The following is a 17,878-nucleotide window of genomic DNA, read 5'->3' as shown; positions in this document are numbered from 1 at the left end:
CTTCGATTACTACGACCTCTTGAATGTCCAACCAGTGCGGACCTGTGCTGTGTCGACCTACCCCGTTGAGTGGCAACAGCGCCGCCGATAATGGCGGTCGACGATGAAGATCGAAACTCAAGGGAAAGGCACGCTGCGCGTAAAGAGTAATAGACTGCCCGCTGCCAAAGGCAGCATGTTGCGAACGAGCACGCGCTAGCGGATCCTCGACGGGTCGACGTCGTCGCTGACCGCAACAATGCGGCCGCACACGTCCGCTCCCTGGATCCGGAGAAACGCCAGCGGCGTTCCCGACCAACTGGCATCGCCGCCTTCGGCCGCGGCGAACCCGTCCGCGGCGCCCGTGTTCGTTTCGGCGGCCGCGCTCTTGGAGTACCAGCCTGAACGCGTGTTGATGTTGGTGTTGTTGATACCGGCAGCTCCGACCCGGATCAGGACCTCGCCGCGGCGTGGCGTCGAACGGGCACGTCAGTGCGATGTTCGAGCTTCTCGAAGCCGCTATGACCGGTAAGAAGCACTGTTTCCATCTTCATCTCGTTTCCTCGTTTCATATCACGTGCGGTGGTCCGCTAGACCGCCCGCTCGCGTGTCAAGTCCGGGCCGCAACATGGGAGTGCCGGCCGTGCTGGCGGTCGGATCCGGGAGCAAATCAGTAGCTCGGATTGAGTTCATCGGCCGCCGGAATTTCCCGCTCACGCCGTGCGCGATGTAGTCGCGTAGGGCCTCGTCTTTGGCCTCATCGAGCTTCGGTTCCTGGTATTCCGACAAAAGCCTGCGGGCGGATTTCAGCGCGCGTTTCGTGGTGTCCAGGCCGCCGCCGCCCTCTGCCTGCCATTGCCCGATCGAGTTGTTGTCGAAGAGCTCGGGCATGAAGCACGCGGGCTGGAAATTCTCCTGCGTATGCGGATGGCCCAGTTAGTGTCCGCCCGGGCCTACATCCGGTATCGCAGAAAGTGCCTGATCGAAGTCGTCCCATTTGGGACCCTCTGCCGTTCGGTAGGCCATGGCGCCTTGCTCGGCATAGACAACGAATTTTGCGACCGAGCAGTGCATCCCGGCCTCGGACCAGCCTTGCCGAATGCCAGATGTAAGGCACCGAGGCACCTTGAGCGGACCCACCCGATAGCATGCAAATTCACTTTTTCTTCGTCCTTCAATCCAGCTCCCTAAACTCAAGCCAAGTGTCAAATCGAGGCACGAGTATTGGCGGAGGGCTGCGTTATGCCATCCGATTGTATTCGACGGTTTTACGCCAACTACCCGACCCACTTCTGATTAAACAATGGAAGTCCCTGCGTGCTTTCCTTTACAAAGGATCTCAGGTCCGCCACTCTGTCATGATTACATGCAGACGTAACGACCTTTCCAATCATTACCCCAAGCTCAAAAAATTGCTGTTCATCAAACCCTCGTGTTGTCAGTGCAGCACTTCCGATTCTGAGTCCACCTGCCTTAGATGGCGGAAGCGTGTCAAAGGGGATCGGATTTTTATTCGCGACGACTTGAGCTTCTAGCAACGAGTTTTCAACTTCATTACCGGTCGTGCGACACCTCAACAAATTAAGAAGCAGTAGATGCGAGGAAGTACCGCCGGAAACAAGCGTAGCCCCCGCATAGAGCAGGCCTCGCTCCAACGCCTTCGCATTTCCCAACACATCTCTTGCATACTCCTGAAACCGAACAGTCGTTACTTCTGAAAGTAAAGCCGCTCGCGCTGCAATTAAGTCCATTTTCGGCGCGCCCTGCAAGCCTGGAAATATTGCTCTATCTATTTGTTTAGCTAAACTACTTTTACACAATACCAATCCACCGCCACGTGGTCCTCGAAGGGTTTTGTGTGTGGAAGTGGTCACTATGTCGGCGTGAGGGAAAGGAGAGGGGGTTGCGCGTCCCGCCACAAGACCTGCGGTATGTGACAAATCCACCCAAAGAAGCGCGTCAACCTCTCGTGCGATCTGATTCATTTTCTCATACTCAATCAATCTCGGATACGACGAACCTCCGCAGATGATTGCTGCAGGTCGATTTTCCAGCGCAACTGATCGCACTTCATCATAATCCAGTTGCTCATCAGCCTTTGAAACTCCGTAGAAACACCATCGAAAATTTTGGCCGCTTGCATGGAAGGGGGCGCCGTGGCTTAAGTGACCGCCGTCCTGAAGCCGCATTGCCATCAGTCCGTCGGGTGGCTGAAAAAGCTCATTCATTATCGCGAAATTGGCAATGGTAGCACTCATGGCCTGAACATTCGCGTGTTCGCATCCGAAAGCAGTTTTTGCCCTCTCGACGGCTAAATTTTCGAGTTGGTCAGCGTATTCGCAACCAGAGACACACCGCTTACCCGGGTAACCCTCCGCATTCTTGTCGGCAAATATACTTCCTTCAAACGCCTTGATCGCAGGAGAGGAATAATTTTCAGAGGCGACCAAGCTTATCTGGGATAACTGCCGATGTTCCTCCAGCCGCACAAGGTTGCCAACTTCGATATCCACCGCCTTTGTAATATCACTCATTATTACCACCCTAATAATTCACGACGAAAAATAGTATTCAATATCCTCTCTCGGCCAAATCAATGAGGTCGCATTCTATGCCTTGAACATCTCTCAGATCGCTTCCGACGATCACGAAGTCAAACGGACCGTTATCTCCATAGCCCTCAACCATCACAACTGCTCCACGTTTGACAGAAGAATTGTAGTGAAGTTGTTTTTTTTCAAGCACTTCAACAAGATCGGGAAACCGAATGTCAATAGGGATAGAGTTTCGCGATAAGACGACGCGGTCTCCGGCTTTGATATCTGGTTCTAATCCTAGAGAATTTAATACGGCCTTGACCGAAGAGAAACCTCCGTGTCGCCCGTTTACTTCACATGCAAAGAAACCGACATCTTTGGCCTTAACGATATCGACGCTTAGCGGTCCACAATACCCGGCTTCACGGGCATAATTGCCAAGATTATGGCACCAAGCCAGAACGTCTTTTGGCAGTTGTTCAATAAGTGATTTATCCCAATATGCGCCTCCATATCCTGGATTGAACAGGATTGACGCAACGCCTACAAGTTCTACTCTGTCTCTTTTAATGTCGAAGTGTATGCCTACCGAAGACTCATTTTCGCTATATTCCTCAACGATCACAGGCGCTTTCTCCGTCGCAATCAATCCTGTTTCTTGAACCACCGCGCGTATAGAGCTGACATCAGCCTCGTGAATACATACCGCGCGCGTCGCGCCCTGGAACGATCTTTCGATACTCTTCGACATGACCAAGTTGCCACTACCACCTGAATGACGAGCCACCTTCAGAATAACCTTATCGGAAACTGTAAGGGCTCTACACGCAGCATCCACCACTTCCTGGGTGTCTACACAGACACTGCCACTTGCAATCGGTACGCCGAGATCGGGCGCATACTCACGAAATTTCGCCTTGTCGTTGAAACGACGAGTTGCTTCGGGATTTGCCCGAACGGTCTGATTTGAAAACGTTACGGGAACATCCCCCAAAAATTTTGCAATGCAAATAGATATTTCGTCGGCGATATACGGCTCCAGACACGAAACGCGGTCCGAAGCCAACAAGCTCAGGGACTTGGACAAAAGACTGCCAGCCTCGATGTCTTTTTTCGAGATCGGGAAAGGACGCTTGGTATGTATTGAGGAAGTCGTGAGCGACACAATGTTGCTACCACCCTTTAGATCGTTAACATAGTCTAAAAATGGGCGTGTTACGGGCGTCGGGGTAATAACTACGTCAGTGTTCTTCGCGAACCAAATCATTCGTTTGGCTGTAGCCGCATATGCTTGCAAACAGCTGTCCGACAGCAGGTGAACTGATGGAGCCATTGCATCGGACCCGACATTTCCTAGTACTACTGCGGTCATCGTTTTCTACCTTATGAGGTCGGTCGATAATTTGGAGCGTGATTGCCCTTCTGTTGTCCACCACTCGACACAAGCATCAGCAAGTATGTTAATAGGGTCAATAATGTCATTATCGTCGACCAAGTCCCCGGATACCGCGGACAGTTCGCTGCACGCTAGAATAATTATATCGGGGTCAAAAGATCTTACGGACTTGACAACGTGCGCTAGGTGGGTTCGTGCGTGTTTGATTTTACCTGACTTGACGTCGGCAATAATTTCTACGGTCTCTCTTTGAATGTCTTTTAGGGCGTGGGAAAGGTCGTTGCCAAACCCGTTTTCGCTTGGTCGAACGTAAAGGGGCTGGTGCATAGATGCGCTTGTCCCCAGAGCAATTGAGCGAATATTGTGTATTTCGCTGCCACGTAAGTCTTGTATCGCTTGTCTTGTTATCTCAACCATGTTGATCAATTTTACTGAGAGCGCTTGTTCTATTTCTGATACCCAGAGATGAGCAGTATTGCAGGGGATGGCGATTGCTCCGCACCCAGCTTTCTCTAACCAATACGCGCGTTCCAAAATTTGCCGCAAGGGCGCGTCACTTCCGATTGAAATTGCCTGCGAACGATCCGAGATGCTAGGAAGCGATAGAGCAACAAATGGGATGTGATCTTGGTCTGTTTCAACTCGGCTTTTTCGAGCCAGAACCTCCAAGAATTTTGCAGTTGCCAAGCTTCCCATTCCGCCGACCACTCCGAGTGGTTTTCGTTGCCCGAGTGGCCCGGATGGGGAATTATGTCGCGGGATGACGTCGATCATCTAAAATTCCTATTGTAAAGGGTCTGGCCACCGATCACCTGAGGCAGCTTGTTCTCAATGGCCACATGTTCACTACCTGCTGCTCCGCCGCCGTCGTCGGCGCGCCCGGCATCGCTGAAGCTATAACGAGATTTGCAGGGCTTGTTGACACGCCATCAACGCTTCAAAAATGGTGCCAACTTCGCAGAAAGAGCCTGGGACAAAGTTTTTTGATATTAAGACCAGATGTTTAAGCCAGAGTGCGGTGCAAAATTGGGCCCACGCCACTATGTTGCAGGTGGGACAAACCGACAGGGGTGTGTCGCTTATCGATGGCCGGGTAGAGACAGCGCCAATGGCCCGAATGTTCGCGTAGGCCGCATGGGTGTCGTGTTGCCTCTGACCTGAGACCCTGAACTTCGTCCAGATTTGGGTAGAGTCCGTCGATCATGGAGACGGACGATGCGACCCTCACGGTTCACGGAAGAACAGATAATCGGGACGCTGTGACCTGCCACTGAACATTCATCCAGCGGCGATTAGAGCCTTGGCCGTTTCTGTTACGCCTCTTGGCGCGGGTTGAGCAACCGGCGGAGGCGCAGCGCCTTCCATCAGCACAGCGTCGGAGCCGGTTGCGGTGCGGGCGCATCTGGGGCTGACGCCGGCGCGCTACCAGTCCGGCGAGACCGACATCCAGGGCAAGTAGCCGCTGCGGCGACGAACTCGCCCGCACCGCCCTCCCGCCTGGCGGTAGCCCGCAAGTTCGCCGTCATCCTGCACCGCATATGGGCTGACGCGACCGAATTCCGCTTCGAAATTAGCCTGCCGCGCTGGCGGCCTAAGCCGCGACGAGCACCGAAGGAGCAAAAGCAGAGCTTTCGCCCGACCCGGCGATGCCAGGATCTTCCGCGGAACCATGGGCGAGGCGATCTCGTTAAGAGTCCCGAACAGCCAAAACTCGGCAAGGTCGTGAAACAGATTGAGACGCCTCGCTCTCCTGACCCCATCATGCGGCGGCCAGAGCGCCGACTGCGAAGAGAAGCGAGTGACCCACGGAACGGACGGAGAATAGTGCAGGAGCACCTTGACCACAGCGGCCCCAATCAGAGAAGGCACTACATGACACACGTTTCATACTTCGATAATTCCAAGGTTTGTTGCTTTAATAGCAGCGACAGTTCTGCTGGCGGTATCCAGCTTCCGCATCGCGTTTTTTAAATGGAAATTTACAGTGTTCGCGGATATTCCTAAAATCTTCCCTATTTCCCATGAAGATTTACCTCTCGCTGTCCACAGAATGCACTCTTTCTGTCTAAAAGATAACTTATGAACCTGGTTCAAAGCGTTCGAATTGCCGAATTTCGTAACCCTTACATGGAAATGTAGCGCGGCTAGTTGCAAGTATGTAATTGTTGTATTTCGGAATTCTCGGTCCCAAGGTTGAGCAAAGCTCATGATGGTAAAGCGGCCGGCGGGGCCGTGCAATGGAACAGTAACGCCTGACTTTAAGCCGAACGTCGCGGCTTCGTCTAAAACGCGCCGTTCATTTTCAGTCGTGCTTGCATCCTTATACACGTCGCTCCATTGAATGGCGCCGACCCTGTTTCGACTTTTCTTGACGATCGGGTCTATTCTGTCATAACCCATTTTGAAGTACCGTTCTTTCCATTCGTCGGGGTAATTCAACATGACCGCCGAATCTGGTTGGGCCGGCTTCAAAACCTTTTGGTCGGGTGCAAGAGGACCGTAGGCGATCCAGGGGCAATCAAAATTCAACGCAAAAGCAGACAATAGGTCGAACAACTGTTCGGATTGAGCTATACCATCAGTCTCGTCGAGAAATCGGCCAAACTCGACCCCAATCCGCGGGAGTCCCATCGTTTCCCCTTCCTTGCGTCGTCGCAAGCAGACGGCTGTATGAGCCCTGTGGCTCTATACGCCGCCGTCGGCAGGCCAGCATCGCAAATGCGCCTGTGTGGTCTGACGCAGGCTTGAATATGCCATCGGGTCGGAGCTCCCATCGGCACCTGACGAGGGACCTTCAAGATTCGTACCAGCTTGGCAGCAAAGATTTTATTCCGGTTTATCAATCTATTGGCTAAGGTACGCAGGAAGGTGGCCGAACAGCCCCTGTGTCGTAGACTCGACAAACCGTTCAGTATGCATGGATTGCGGGTATTTCCGCCCAATGGGGCGGGTCCGCTTCGTTTGTCAAATCAGCATTTCTGCGGGAGCGAGGGGATCAGCCAAGCAAAGTTCCACAATTGACGCAGCAGCCATGGGGCATTGAAGTGTTGAATGCTCCAGGTTGGAGAGAGTTGAGGAGGAAAACCGCAGGCTCAAGAAGCTGCTGGCGGAACCGATGCTGAACGCCGCGACACCGAAGGAAGTGCTGGAATGTTCCGAACAAGAGAGCGCTTCGCGATTTTTCATGGCAATGTCATCTTGGATCAGCACGAGGCTCTATGACTAGAATACCTCCCCGTTGCGAAGGTTGTTCACGCTTAACTGCCGGCGGAAGCGGTAGGTCGCTACGACCTCCACCTCAGGTCCACCAGAGAACAAGATCCGGCCGCGCAACCTGAAAAAGCTGTTCAGCAGCACGCGCCGCTTTCCTGATTGATTGGCGACGTGAATGAAACCGCCTTCAATTAGGGCGATATCCCCGGCCTTGAACTGGAAGTCGCGACAAGGAACAGCATTGAGATAAGCTGCCGAGTAGGGATACGCCCGTGGTCTCCACACACTGCGACTGTCGGCTCTGCCACCAAAGTTCGCTGTGATCTCCTCGGCTACTTCGGTGCTGAAAGCTTGTTCGATGTGCAGACCGATGATCTCACCTTTCAGGACTGAGATGATCTCCGCAGTGCTGATCGAGCCGGTTCGTTCTCTGATCGAAAGGGGTGAGATGGCTGGCGCTTCGGTTATTCTCCATTTCTTGCTCCTGTAGTGCCTGATCAAGGATGGTGATGGCATGATCGAGCTCGTCATCGGTGATAGTTGTGGGCGGGAGGACTTTGATGACGTGGCGATTTGGCCGCTGACGATTCGATCAGCACGCCGTCTTCGAACGCCACATCGTGCACACGGCCGACAAGGGCCTGTGAACGGCACTTGAGGCCGGTCATCAGACCACGGCCGCGCTTTTGTTCGATGCACGTGGGAAATTCGCAACGAGGTGATCAAGGTGTCTTTGAAGTTTGGTGGCCGTCCGCTCGGCGCCTGCCGTAAACTACCTGTCGGACCCCGATTAAGCAACGCCGAGTTCGCCACGCTGCGGCTCAGGCTCCTCAAGCTCGGCGCCCGCGTCATCGAAACCGTATCGCGCATCCGCCTGACCTTCGCCGGCGCCTGTCCCGAGGCCAGCCTGTTCCCACAAATCGCTCTCACGCTGCAGCCCGCAGGACCATGAGCGCCGGGGCATCAAAGCCCCGCCGAATCCAAACCTTGACCCTCCAGCGCGTTCCAAAGTCCAGTCTCAGCTGCGGTGAAAAAGACGCCTCACACCTGCATGACCGAACGCTCAGCGGCGCTCGAACCACAAGGCTCATGAATAGGACGGGCCAAGTTGGGTCATGGACTAGTCCCTATGATTGCTGGGCCTGAGGGTGGCCCGTCATCCGATATTCAACGGTACGCACCTCCAAGGGAGCGCCCAAGGGCTGCTGGCTTGCCCGCATGATGGCGAAGAAGCCGCGTATGCTGGTGGCGATCGCGCTGGCCAACAAGATGGCGCGTGGCGTCTGGGCCATGCTGGCGAAACAGGAAGATTGCCGGGATCCGGCGATGGTGTGGTCATGATAATTCAGCAACGCACCTGCCGGCACGTCGGGGAATGTGAGGAAGGCAAGAACCGCAGAGGCAAATGATCGATCAGATCGGGGTCAGGAAAACCTGTCCTGGACATAGAGCCTCATGAGCTCGCATTTTCAGATTTGGACCTGATCGACGCATCACCATATCGGCCCGCGGCATGTGAAAGGCCGCAAACCAAGGCCTGACACAAGTCCGCACTCCATTACGCGCACAACAGTTCAAATTTTCCTTGCAAAGCGGGTGGCATCCACACAAGTGCAGGCCATCGTGATTTCCATCGAATCTCCCAGATCCGACGGAATCACAACCTGCTGAAATCACTCAAGTCTTTTTGGAACGGACACTTACGACTTTCGAAGCCATGCATTTGGAGCACAAGTAAAATTGGTACCAAACGCGTCAGTGTAATAAGTGTCGACCAGAAATCCAAATTTCTCGACCAACTGTAAGCCTTCAATAATCTCCTTATTTGCTCGCATTGGATTATCCTCTATTACGTAGTAATCTCCAGACACAAGGAATTTTTGCAAGTAAGAAAATATAGAAAATATTTGAACGTGGGCGTCGTCGATTACAAGCCAAGGATGAGGTAGCCTAATCAGTAGATTTTCATCGAAATTGGAAGCGTTTGAAAGATCAATTTGATGAAATGTAATCATTGTATGCTTTGCATGTTCATGGATGCATTCCGTATTGATATCGAAAGAATGAATTTCACCCTGATCGTCGCAGAGAACAGACATTTGATCGGCGAACCACAGTCCGCTTCCACCCTGAAGAGAACCGAGTTCCAGAATTGTCTTTGGCTGAAGTTCCCAGATAAGCCTCGTATACAAATATAGATCAAAAGGGGTCTTGAGATTGATTAACCCTTTGTACGTCTGCGCCAAGGCCCCAACTTTTGTGTATTGGTTAGGAAAAAGCTTTGCGTGAAAAGACGAGTTCCATCCTCGTGCCGATGGCTTTGCAAAGCGGTCGGAACAATCAGCATTCATAGCGCTGCTTAGTGTGATTGCCCAATCAAAATATCCACCCGACTTTATTTGATCCGGGTAGTTCTTGAGGGCGGCTTCGCAGAAAGCCTTATAGCCCGAAGCAAGTTTCATAGGTCTATCTCCTAACGGCGTCTGTCATTGTCCCTTGAGGGTGAGCTCGATTGATCCCCTACAACCAAATAAACCATGGCCTTCCTCCCTTGGGGAGCCACCAAATCAAGTAGGGCTTAAGAGCCTGACTCAAAACTCGGTTCCGCACGACGCGGAGCTGCCATGCGACGAAGCATGAGGCGGATCGAGCCGATGAAGATCCATGCCTCGGCGCTGGCGATGGTCGCCTCGAAGTCTTTGGCGAGCCGGCGACAACGTCCCAGCCAGGCGAAAGTTCGCTCGAGGACCCATCGTCGTGGCAGCACCTCAAAGCCCTTGGCCGCGTCGGAGCGCTTGATGATTTCGATGGTCCATGTGCCGAGATTGGCCAGTGCCTGCGACAGTTTTTCTCCGGCATAGCCGCCGTCGGCGAACAGATGCCGCAACCAGGGAGAAAGCCGTCGAATCGAGGCGATGACGCCGACTGCCTTCCTGGATGTCGGCCGTGTGCACCGTCAGCCCGACCAAGTGTCCCTCGGTGGCAGTAATGATATGGCGCTTGCGGCCTTTGACCTTCTTGCCGACGTCGTAACCACGCAAACCGGCAACGTCCGTGGTCTTTGCCGATTGGCTGTCGATGACACCGGCGCTCGGGCTCGCCTCGCGACCAAGCGCCAGGCGTGCCGCAGCCACCAAGTGGAAGTTGATGGTCTTCCACAGCCCGTTGTCCCGCCAGGCATAGAAATAGCGTTGAACCGTCGAGACCGGCGGGAACCGATCCGGCAATGCCCGCCATTGGCAGCCGGTCCAGGCGATGTAGAGGAGCACGTCCACGACCGCCCGAAGTTCTGTCGTCCGCGGTCGTCCCGTTGTCTTCGTTCCCGGCAGGAACGGCTCGAGCAACGCCCATTACGATCTCGGGTATATCGACTTGGAACAGAGGACCTTGCAGACCATCGACAACCCGTTCGGCACGAGGTTGTCACCCATGTCTTAAGTACAATCTGTTACCTATGTCTCCGGGTTGGACAACCAGAAGAGCGCCCAACGGTGAGACGGCCGGCGTCAAGGAATTCTGGCCTCCCGGCGGCTGAGCGCAAGGCGGAAGTCGACGTCAAGCATGATCTTCTGTTCAAGATCACGCAGGCTTCAGATTGTAGGCGGGGGCTACCGGTGCACGTGCAGCCAGGCTGAATGACTGCTTGAACTGCATCCCTCCGAAGTTGTCTGACGGGATCCGAGCCGCAGCCGGCAACCAAATCGTTGCAACACACGCTTCAAATAATTTCACAGAATCTTTGTGACCGCAGATCACTGACAATGGTACGTTCACCGCAAGGTCTGAGCTCTGGTATCAATAAAAAAGCTGATGCCGATTAGGCTCAGAACGCGCACAGCACAAAATCTCGGAGGTAACGGTCATGGCAACAAGAGCACTTATCATGCTTGAAGGCAGAATGGGTAATGGTCCGCCATACGTCCACGCGGCCCAAAGTCTTGGGCTTCATCCAGTCACCCTGTCGGCTGATCCAACTCGGTACGAGTATCTTGCGGCGGAAGGCATTGAGACTGTCCGCGTGGATACAGACAATCTAGATGCGCTGATCCGCGAATGTTCCCGGCTGCGTGCGACCTATGACCTTGCGGGCATCACGAGCGCAGCGGAACCTGTCTATGCGATGGTTGGCAAGCTTTGCCGGCACTTCGGTCTGCCGGGACCGAACCCCGAATCCATTGTACAATGCTGCGACAAATTTACTCAACGCCAGCTCCTCGAACAAGCCGGCATTCCAATACCGGCTTATCGCCTGGCAGCGACTGCGATGGACGTACAAAGCTCTGCCGCGGAGATCGGCCTTCCGGTGATTCTTAAGCCCGCCGTCGGCAGCGGCAGCTGCGGCGTACGATTGTGCCGCAACGTCGACGAGTTGGCCGAACATACTACCTATCTGTTGGGCGGGGGGCACATATGGCGTTCTTCGCCGAGGATACTCGTCGAAGAATTCGCACAAGGCCCTCATTATTGGGCGGACACAATGGGAGATCAGATCATTGCAATTAGCATTGCTGACTGCGGCTCTCCACCGCATTTCGTCATTCGTGAGTGCGCCATTCCGGCCCCGCTGAATGATGACGAGCATGAGCGTATCGCCGACGTTTCGCTGAGCTGTTTGCGAGCTCTCGGCCTTGGCTGGGGGCCAACGAACGTTGAACTCCGGTGGACGAAGCGTGGACCAGTCGTCATTGAAGTAAATCCGCGTCTTACGGGTTCGCCCGGTCCTGAACTGATTCAGCTGGCTTACGGTGTCGATCTCGTCACCGAGCACCTCAAGCTTGTCATCGGCGACGAATGGGATCTACGCAGAAGCAATTCGCAGACTGCGGCCGCGCGGTTCCTAGTTCCTGATCGCGATGGCATGCTCGATTGGATCGGTGGCGACAGTCGGGCGGCTGCTGTATCAGGTGTCGCGGAGGTCAAATTTTATGTTGAACCCAAGACGCCGATCGTCAGGAAAGGCGATTACCGAGACAGCATCGGACATGTCATCGCCGCCTCACCCAACCTTGCTGAGACCAAGGTCGCACTTCAGCGTGGCGTCGACGCAATCGATTGGTCGATCATACCATTTCCGATCCCTGGCGAATAAGACCAACCTGAGGCTTGCGTCGCCGCATCAGCGAGGTGACGTCCGGTAGGACGTGATTGTCACCGAACATGAGTACCTCATGATCTTACTGAAAAGACAGACTTCTTATCGCCAATCGGAGATACTGAGCTGCGGCGACCCTTCGCGACTGCCCGCCGGACTATCGGCTGCGCGAGGTCATCTTCGCGGATGCGTAGGGGGGGCGCCGGCGCAAACCTGCCGTGCAAGCAGCAGTCCATCCCGGATCAAGCGAACGACGGTCATCTTGGCCACGCCGAGACGGCTTTCGCTCAGGATGAGTCATCGCGCTGCGCCCGTTCGCTCTGCCGATAGTCCGTATGTGATGCGCGCCGCGGAAGTTGCGCACCCGCAACTGAGTCCAGGTCTGTCCTCTGGCCGAGCGTATGCCGAGCCGCTTGAGAACGGGCGCGATGCTGTGATCCTGCAAGGCGAGCGAGTTCGCGCACCAGCTGCTCGCACCAGGTCGGTCTTCCAGCGATTTTGGTCGGACCGGTTCTTCATCACTTCGAGCCCCCTGTGATCCCTGCCCTGCCAGTGCAGCGTGAGGCGCAGCCGGCCGGCCCCAGCCGTCACGACGATCTCCTGAGGACGGTGGGAAAATCCGCTTGCGGGTCTCGGCGCAAGCGCAGGAATGGTTCCATGCCGCCGGCAAATCGTCCCCAAGAACCAGCAGCGTCGCGCGCGCGTCGCTGCCAAGCGGGCTCGGGTATGCGTGATTGCTATCCTCCTAGCCGGCGGCGATCATCTTCGTGCGAAAGCCGATCATATCGGCGTTTCGACGGCGGCATGCTGTCTTCCAACAGCGACGTTCTGGCTCTGGCCCGGGTGGGGAAAGCGGCTGTGTGTCGCCGAGCGTCTGGCGCTGCGTCGACGATCCACGCTGCCCGGACTAGGCCGTCCACAGCTTGGGGCGACGACAGACTTCCTGCGAACAGGCATTGTCGGTCCGAATCTGGAAAGCCTCTATTCAAAGTGCAATATTCATTCACAAGTATTTAGTAAAAATTTACAACTAAAAGTGTTTACCAACTTTCCGAATTGGTGATAAAAAGTGCATTGTTTTCCAGACTCGATTTTAAATTGTCGGATATATTAGCTTGAGACTAAAATAGCGATAGAATTAAAATGGAGATGTATACGTCTTTTAGAAAAGAGCTTCCAGAATATGATGAACATCCGCCAACCCAAAGCCATTCTGGGTTTGCCGAAGGGCTTGCAAAAGGTACCACAAGGCCGTCTGAGATGTGCAAAGGCGCCTCATCATTTCAGCTTGTCAGCACGATTTCTGGTCGCTTGCGAAAAAGGAGGGAACTAGCGATATGCGAGCTTTGATTAGTAAGCAGGCCGCCGAAAATACTCTAGGCCTCACCGCTCCGGCTGGGCAATCACTACCATGACGTATTCCAAGCAGGTGGTTATCGTTACTGGCGCAACGTCGGGGACAGGGGAGGCCGTCGTACACGCCTTAGCCTCGACAGAGGCGTCAATCGTCGGCCGCGATAAAGAGCGAGGCCAACGTGCCCTAGAGTCGGTTCAGAAACTCAATTGTCCGGCCGAATTGATGCTCGGCGATGTGACCGACTCGGCCTGCGCGGACCATGTGATTAATTTTACCGTAGAACGGTTCGGGAAGGTCAGCGGAATCGTCAACAGCGCTGGTGTGATGGGCGTGGAAGCGCCCTTGAGACAACTGACGATGATTGGCATCATACATTCCAAGCTAATGTCAATGGCGTGTTCTATTTTAGCCGCGCCGCGGCGAAGGCTATGAGAAGGACAGGCGGCGGCAGCATTATCAACATAGCCCGAGTGTGGCTCTGGTCGATTGTCCGGCGCTGGCTGCGTATTGTGCGTCGAAAGGCGCGGTCGTTCTGCTAACGCGAGCCATGGCCCTTGATCACGCCAAAGAGCAAATCAGTATCAAATCAGTATCAATGCCGTCTGCCCTGGCGCCCTTGATACGCCCACGCTCGTGTCGGCCATGACAAGCCGGCTAGCGTCGAAGAGGCCCTTCAAAGGAATGTTGATGCGATACCCTAGGGTCGCGTGGCTACTCGCAAGAATCGCAAGCTTGACGCTGTACCTCGCGAGCGAGGAGGCTAGGCACATCACCGGGGCCGCGCTTCCGATAGATGGCGGGGTCACGGTAGGATAGGAGGAATTTTTGGGTAATCGGCTATCAGGCAAAGTTGCCGTCGTCACCGGTGGCAATCGAGGCATAGGCCGGGCCATTGCTGAGAGGCTCGCTGATGAGGAGGCGATGGTTGTAGTCGGCGATTTGCTCGACGGGCGCTCCCCCTCTTTAAGCAGCGTCGAGAGGCTCACGTTTATGTCTCTGGACGTCACAAAAGAGGCATCGGTTCGTGAATTCATTGACGAGGTTCTTCAGCAGTTTGGCAGTATCGATGTGCTGGTCAATAATGCTGGTATCATCCTCCATAAGTCCATTGACGAACAGACAGTCGAGGATTGGGATCGACTGATGGCGGTCAATCTCCGTGGGCCGTTTTTAATGGCCAAGTATGTGGCCCCAGAAATGAGACGAGCCGGCTCGGGCACAATAGTTAACATTGGGTCGGTCGAGGGCTTCATGGTCAACCCGCGGCATACAGCCTACGCCGCTACGAAGGCCGGCGTACACGGTCTTACACTGGGATTGGCAGTTGACCTCGGACCCGATGGTGTCCGCTGCAATACTGTTTGCCCCGGCTGGATCGAGACTGATCTGAATCGCGCCTACGTCGAGCTCCACCCGGACCGAAGCTTGGTCGAGCGGGAATTGGCGCAAGTACACCCCGTGGGAAGGATCGGATCTCCAAAGGAGATAGCAAATGCGGTCCTTTGGTTGGCTAGCGACGAATCGAGTTTCGTTAGCGGTGAAATGATCGCTGTAGATGGCGCCCGAACCAAGAAAATATCCTTGCCGTCCATCCTGGACGAGGAATATCGGGCCAAGCTTACAAAGGCTAGCAGGCTTCTCTGATTGGGGTCGGTGAGGTCAAGCTTTTCCGGACGATGGCGCCCCGTGGGTCACTCGCTTCTCTTCGCGGTCGGCGCCGGGCCGCCGGATGATGGGGTCAGGAGAGCGAGGCGTCTCAATCTGTTGAGCGACCTTGGGAGAATCTATCCAGGATCTAGCCTGCCAACGAGATCGCCTTGCCCATCGTCTCCACGGGAACAATCCGGATCACCCTCTCGGGTAAATCACTGTCTGTATGTTCCTCTTCGTTGTCCTAGCTATTTCATGCCGACGCGGGGCCGCCGGCTTTCTGCCAAGCGGACGCGGTCGCATCGCTCCACATGCGATGCAGGATGACGGCGAGCTTGCGGGCAACCGCGACCCGGGCTATGCCATGCCGCGCCGTTTGGCGACACTCATGCCCCATGCTCTGATGCTCGACCATTTCTTGCTGAGCACAAGCAGCGAATGCGCCGCCTCATAGAGAGCGGTGCGGGCGAGTTCGTCGCCGCTTCGGCTGACCTTGCCCTGAATGTCCGTTTCACCGGATTGATAACATACCGGGGTCAAGCCCAGATGCGCGCCCACATCCCTCGACCGGCGAAAGCGGTCCGTCTGATCGATTGTGGCACGGAAGGCGAGCGCGGTGATGGGCCCCACACCTGGAACGCTCATCAGTCGCCGACAGACTTGCTCCTTGCGGGCGACTGACAAAGCAGGTGAGAGGGTGATCCGGATCGTTCCCGTGGGGACGATGGGCAACGATCTCGTTGGCAGGCTAGAGATTCTCCCAAGGCCGCTCAACAGATTGAGACGCCTCGCTCTCCTGACCCCATCATGCGGCGGCCCGGCGCCGACCGCGAAGAGAAGCGAATGACCCACGGGGCGACCTCGTCCGGAAAAGACAGGAAAAGTTTGACCTCACCGACCCCAATCAGAGAAGCCTGCTAGGGCATCAGGACGCGTAACAGATTGTTCCACCTCATTCCTCTGAATCCCCATGGAGGGTAGGGCCAGAGCGCCGATCCCGAAGAGAAGCAAGGCCCCGCGAATGACGTGCAATGCCGCTGAGGCGGAAAGCTCGAAAAGCGTTTGACCTTAAGCACGCCGAATAGAGAAGCCGGAACTGGTTGGCTGTGGCTCTGGTGCAGGATGTGCGGTCGGCGGCGAGATGTTTTCCACGATTTGATGTGGTTTCGGCCTCCGCGCCGGCAGTAGCCATCCTCGTAGAGCGCCTTGGCCTTCCCGCGGACAATGAAACAGGTGTCGGCACCTTGGGCGGCGCCGAGCTCGACCCGGGCGATGGCGCTCGACGCGGCTCCAGCTCGCGGCGCCGTCAACGAACTCCTTGAACCTGCGGACCTTGTTCGTTTTCGCCGACGCCTCAAAACGCGCCAGCGTGCTGGCTTCCAAATCCGCGATCTGCTTGCGCAGCGTCGTGGTGGGCGCCAGCCTGAGGATGAAGTCGAGATCGTTGGCGCGGCACCAGTCGTGACTACAATAGTGGCTATCGGCCCGGATCAGGATTCGGGTGTTCGGCCAACTCCGGATCCCCCGCACGAGCCGGGATCATCGAGCGGATGGGCTTCAAGAAGCTGATCGCCGAGATCGGATTGGGGAATGCCGGTCTGGTCATCAGTCTCGATGCCTCCCGCCTTGCTGGCAACAACCGCGATTGGCATCAGCTCCTCGATTTGTGCTCGCTCTTCGGCGTCGTCATTGCCGATGGCGAACGTCTCTACGATCCCTGCGCCTACCATGACCGCCTGTTGCTCGGTTTGTCGGGCATCATGAGCGAAGCGGAGTTGCACCAGATCAAGCAGCGCCTCCATCAGGGCGAGCGTCAGAAGGCGGCACGCGGCGAGCTACGCCTTCCTGTTCCCGCCGGACTGGCGCATGGTCGCTCCGGCGAGATCATTCTCAATCCCGATGAGCAGGTGCAGGCGAGGCTCGGCCTCGTCTTCGCCAAATTCCGCGAGCTTCACAGTGCACGGGCCGTGATGCACTACCTGCGAAAGAACGATTTGCCGCTGCTGTCGATGCCGGCTCAATACTCCCCAGAAGTGCCGTTTGAATCTTCCCCAGTTTAGCGCTGTCGCCGGTCTTCCGGAGCGCGCTCCGGGAGACCGGCGGCGCGTGATCGTTGATGCTTCTCCTGATGGTCGGGAGAGGGATTTCGGTGATCAAGATCGGGGAGATGATGATGATACTGGATTTGCATCGGCAGGGCCTGTCGGTGTCGGCGATCGCCAGGGAGAGCGGGATCGACCGCAAGACGGTGCGCAAATACATTGCGCGCGGGCTCGAGGCTCCGGCCTACGGACCGCGCAAGCCGCGTCAGGCGGTGATCGATCCCTTCACAGCCTATCTTCGCGAGCGGGTCACGCGATATCCCGGGCTCACCGGCAGCCGGCTTTTCCGCGAACTGAAGGACCTCGGCTATGGCGGCGGCTACACGGCCGTCACCGACTTCCTGCGCGACGTCCGTCCTGCCGCGGCGGAGCGTGGATACGAGGTTCGCTTCGAGACCCCGCCCGGCGAGCAGGCGCAGGTCGACTTCGCCCAGTTCAATGTCGTCTTTGCCGATGAGCCGACCACCCCGAGAATCGTCTGGCTATTCTCCATGGTGCTTGGCTTCAGTCGCCTTATCTGGGCACGCTTCGTCGTCCACCAGGATCTGCCGA

At 55.7% G+C, this 17,878-nt stretch carries 14 protein-coding genes and 8 pseudogenes; 11 read left to right on the top strand and 11 right to left on the bottom strand.

What is annotated here, in order from left to right; genetic code table 11:
* Positions 1-552: 552 nt before the first annotated feature.
* The 4 genes and pseudogenes from NKJ32_RS30090 to NKJ32_RS30075 form a co-directional block, all read right to left on the bottom strand.
* Positions 553-1,053 (bottom strand): annotated as a pseudogene (locus NKJ32_RS30090) (trimethylamine methyltransferase family protein).
* Between the two features lie 203 nt (positions 1,054-1,256).
* Positions 1,257-2,513, bottom strand: coding sequence for a serine hydroxymethyltransferase (gene glyA, locus NKJ32_RS30085; RefSeq protein WP_352829766.1), 1,257 nt, complete (start codon positions 2,511-2,513; stop codon positions 1,257-1,259).
* A 37-nt stretch (positions 2,514-2,550) separates the two neighbouring features.
* The gene (locus NKJ32_RS30080) at positions 2,551-3,888 is read right to left on the bottom strand and encodes a preATP grasp domain-containing protein (protein WP_352829764.1); all 1,338 of its coding nucleotides are present in this window, start codon (positions 3,886-3,888) and stop codon (positions 2,551-2,553) included.
* 6 nt (positions 3,889-3,894) lie between these two features.
* Positions 3,895-4,686 (bottom strand): aspartate/glutamate racemase family protein, encoded by a 792-nt coding sequence (locus tag NKJ32_RS30075; protein WP_352829762.1) that lies wholly within the window; start codon positions 4,684-4,686, stop codon positions 3,895-3,897.
* Positions 4,687-5,302: 616 nt separating this feature from the next.
* Here NKJ32_RS30075 and NKJ32_RS30070 point away from each other — a divergent pair.
* Positions 5,303-5,478 (top strand): annotated as a pseudogene (locus tag NKJ32_RS30070) (transposase); the annotation flags it as partial.
* 318 nt (positions 5,479-5,796) lie between these two features.
* On the opposite strand, the gene NKJ32_RS30065 reads toward NKJ32_RS30070, so the two are convergent.
* The 3 genes from NKJ32_RS30065 to NKJ32_RS30055 all read right to left on the bottom strand — a co-directional run bounded on the left by NKJ32_RS30065 (position 5,797) and on the right by NKJ32_RS30055 (position 7,641).
* The gene (locus tag NKJ32_RS30065; RefSeq protein WP_352829761.1) at positions 5,797-6,543 is read right to left on the bottom strand and encodes a LuxR family transcriptional regulator; all 747 of its coding nucleotides are present in this window, start codon (positions 6,541-6,543) and stop codon (positions 5,797-5,799) included.
* 333 nt (positions 6,544-6,876) lie between these two features.
* Complete coding sequence (locus NKJ32_RS30060; RefSeq protein WP_352829759.1) at positions 6,877-7,098, bottom strand: hypothetical protein; 222 nt, start codon at positions 7,096-7,098, stop codon at positions 6,877-6,879.
* 36 nt (positions 7,099-7,134) lie between these two features.
* Positions 7,135-7,641, bottom strand: a complete 507-nt coding sequence (locus NKJ32_RS30055) for a hypothetical protein (RefSeq protein WP_352829758.1) — start codon at positions 7,639-7,641, stop codon at positions 7,135-7,137.
* 256 nt (positions 7,642-7,897) lie between these two features.
* Here NKJ32_RS30055 and NKJ32_RS30050 point away from each other — a divergent pair.
* Together NKJ32_RS30050 and NKJ32_RS30045 are read left to right on the top strand one after the other, a co-directional pair.
* Positions 7,898-8,077, top strand: a pseudogene (locus tag NKJ32_RS30050) (transposase); the annotation flags it as partial.
* 227 nt (positions 8,078-8,304) lie between these two features.
* Positions 8,305-8,466, top strand: a pseudogene (locus NKJ32_RS30045) (IS110 family transposase); the annotation flags it as partial.
* Between the two features lie 359 nt (positions 8,467-8,825).
* Here the strand turns inward: NKJ32_RS30045 and NKJ32_RS30040 are convergent.
* Complete coding sequence (locus NKJ32_RS30040; RefSeq protein WP_352829756.1) at positions 8,826-9,587, bottom strand: CmcI family methyltransferase; 762 nt, start codon at positions 9,585-9,587, stop codon at positions 8,826-8,828.
* Positions 9,588-9,703: 116 nt separating this feature from the next.
* Positions 9,704-10,475: pseudogene (locus NKJ32_RS30035) on the bottom strand (IS5 family transposase); the annotation flags it as partial.
* A 512-nt stretch (positions 10,476-10,987) separates the two neighbouring features.
* Here NKJ32_RS30035 and NKJ32_RS30030 point away from each other — a divergent pair.
* From NKJ32_RS30030 to NKJ32_RS30005, 6 genes and pseudogenes are all read left to right on the top strand, one after another.
* Positions 10,988-12,214 (top strand): ATP-grasp domain-containing protein, encoded by a 1,227-nt coding sequence (locus NKJ32_RS30030; RefSeq protein ID WP_352829754.1) that lies wholly within the window; start codon positions 10,988-10,990, stop codon positions 12,212-12,214.
* A 733-nt stretch (positions 12,215-12,947) separates the two neighbouring features.
* On the top strand, positions 12,948-13,280 hold the full coding sequence (locus NKJ32_RS30025) for a hypothetical protein (RefSeq protein WP_352829752.1): 333 nt from the start codon (positions 12,948-12,950) through the stop codon (positions 13,278-13,280).
* A gap of 348 nt (positions 13,281-13,628) precedes the next feature.
* A pseudogene (locus tag NKJ32_RS30020) lies at positions 13,629-14,113 on the top strand (SDR family NAD(P)-dependent oxidoreductase).
* Positions 14,047-14,220, top strand: a complete 174-nt coding sequence (locus tag NKJ32_RS30015) for an SDR family NAD(P)-dependent oxidoreductase (RefSeq protein WP_352829750.1) — start codon at positions 14,047-14,049, stop codon at positions 14,218-14,220. Before NKJ32_RS30020 ends, NKJ32_RS30015 begins: the two are co-directional and overlap by 67 nt.
* Positions 14,160-14,390 (top strand): SDR family oxidoreductase, encoded by a 231-nt coding sequence (locus NKJ32_RS30010; RefSeq protein WP_352829784.1) that lies wholly within the window; start codon positions 14,160-14,162, stop codon positions 14,388-14,390. The genes NKJ32_RS30015 and NKJ32_RS30010 overlap by 61 nt, the downstream gene beginning before the upstream one ends.
* Positions 14,391-14,399: 9 nt before the next feature.
* Entirely contained in the window at positions 14,400-15,218 is an 819-nt protein-coding gene (locus NKJ32_RS30005) for an SDR family NAD(P)-dependent oxidoreductase (RefSeq protein WP_352829748.1), read from the top strand.
* Positions 15,219-15,477: 259 nt separating this feature from the next.
* Here the strand turns inward: NKJ32_RS30005 and NKJ32_RS30000 are convergent.
* A pseudogene (locus tag NKJ32_RS30000) lies at positions 15,478-15,893 on the bottom strand (transposase); the annotation flags it as partial.
* Between the two features lie 406 nt (positions 15,894-16,299).
* Positions 16,300-16,760 (bottom strand): annotated as a pseudogene (locus NKJ32_RS29995) (transposase); the annotation flags it as partial.
* A 14-nt stretch (positions 16,761-16,774) separates the two neighbouring features.
* On the opposite strand from NKJ32_RS29995, the gene NKJ32_RS29990 reads away from it, so the two are divergent.
* Together NKJ32_RS29990 and NKJ32_RS29985 are read left to right on the top strand one after the other, a co-directional pair.
* Positions 16,775-17,284, top strand: a complete 510-nt coding sequence (locus NKJ32_RS29990; protein ID WP_352829746.1) for a recombinase family protein — start codon at positions 16,775-16,777, stop codon at positions 17,282-17,284.
* Positions 17,285-17,373: 89 nt separating this feature from the next.
* The coding region (locus NKJ32_RS29985; protein ID WP_352829744.1) for a helix-turn-helix domain-containing protein at positions 17,374-17,878 on the top strand (505 nt) is incomplete at its 3' end.

The organism is Mesorhizobium sp. M0159 (assembly GCF_040322295.1).
GTDB lineage: Bacteria > Pseudomonadota > Alphaproteobacteria > Rhizobiales > Rhizobiaceae > Mesorhizobium.
This window is presented reverse-complemented; position numbering and strand designations above follow the sequence as displayed.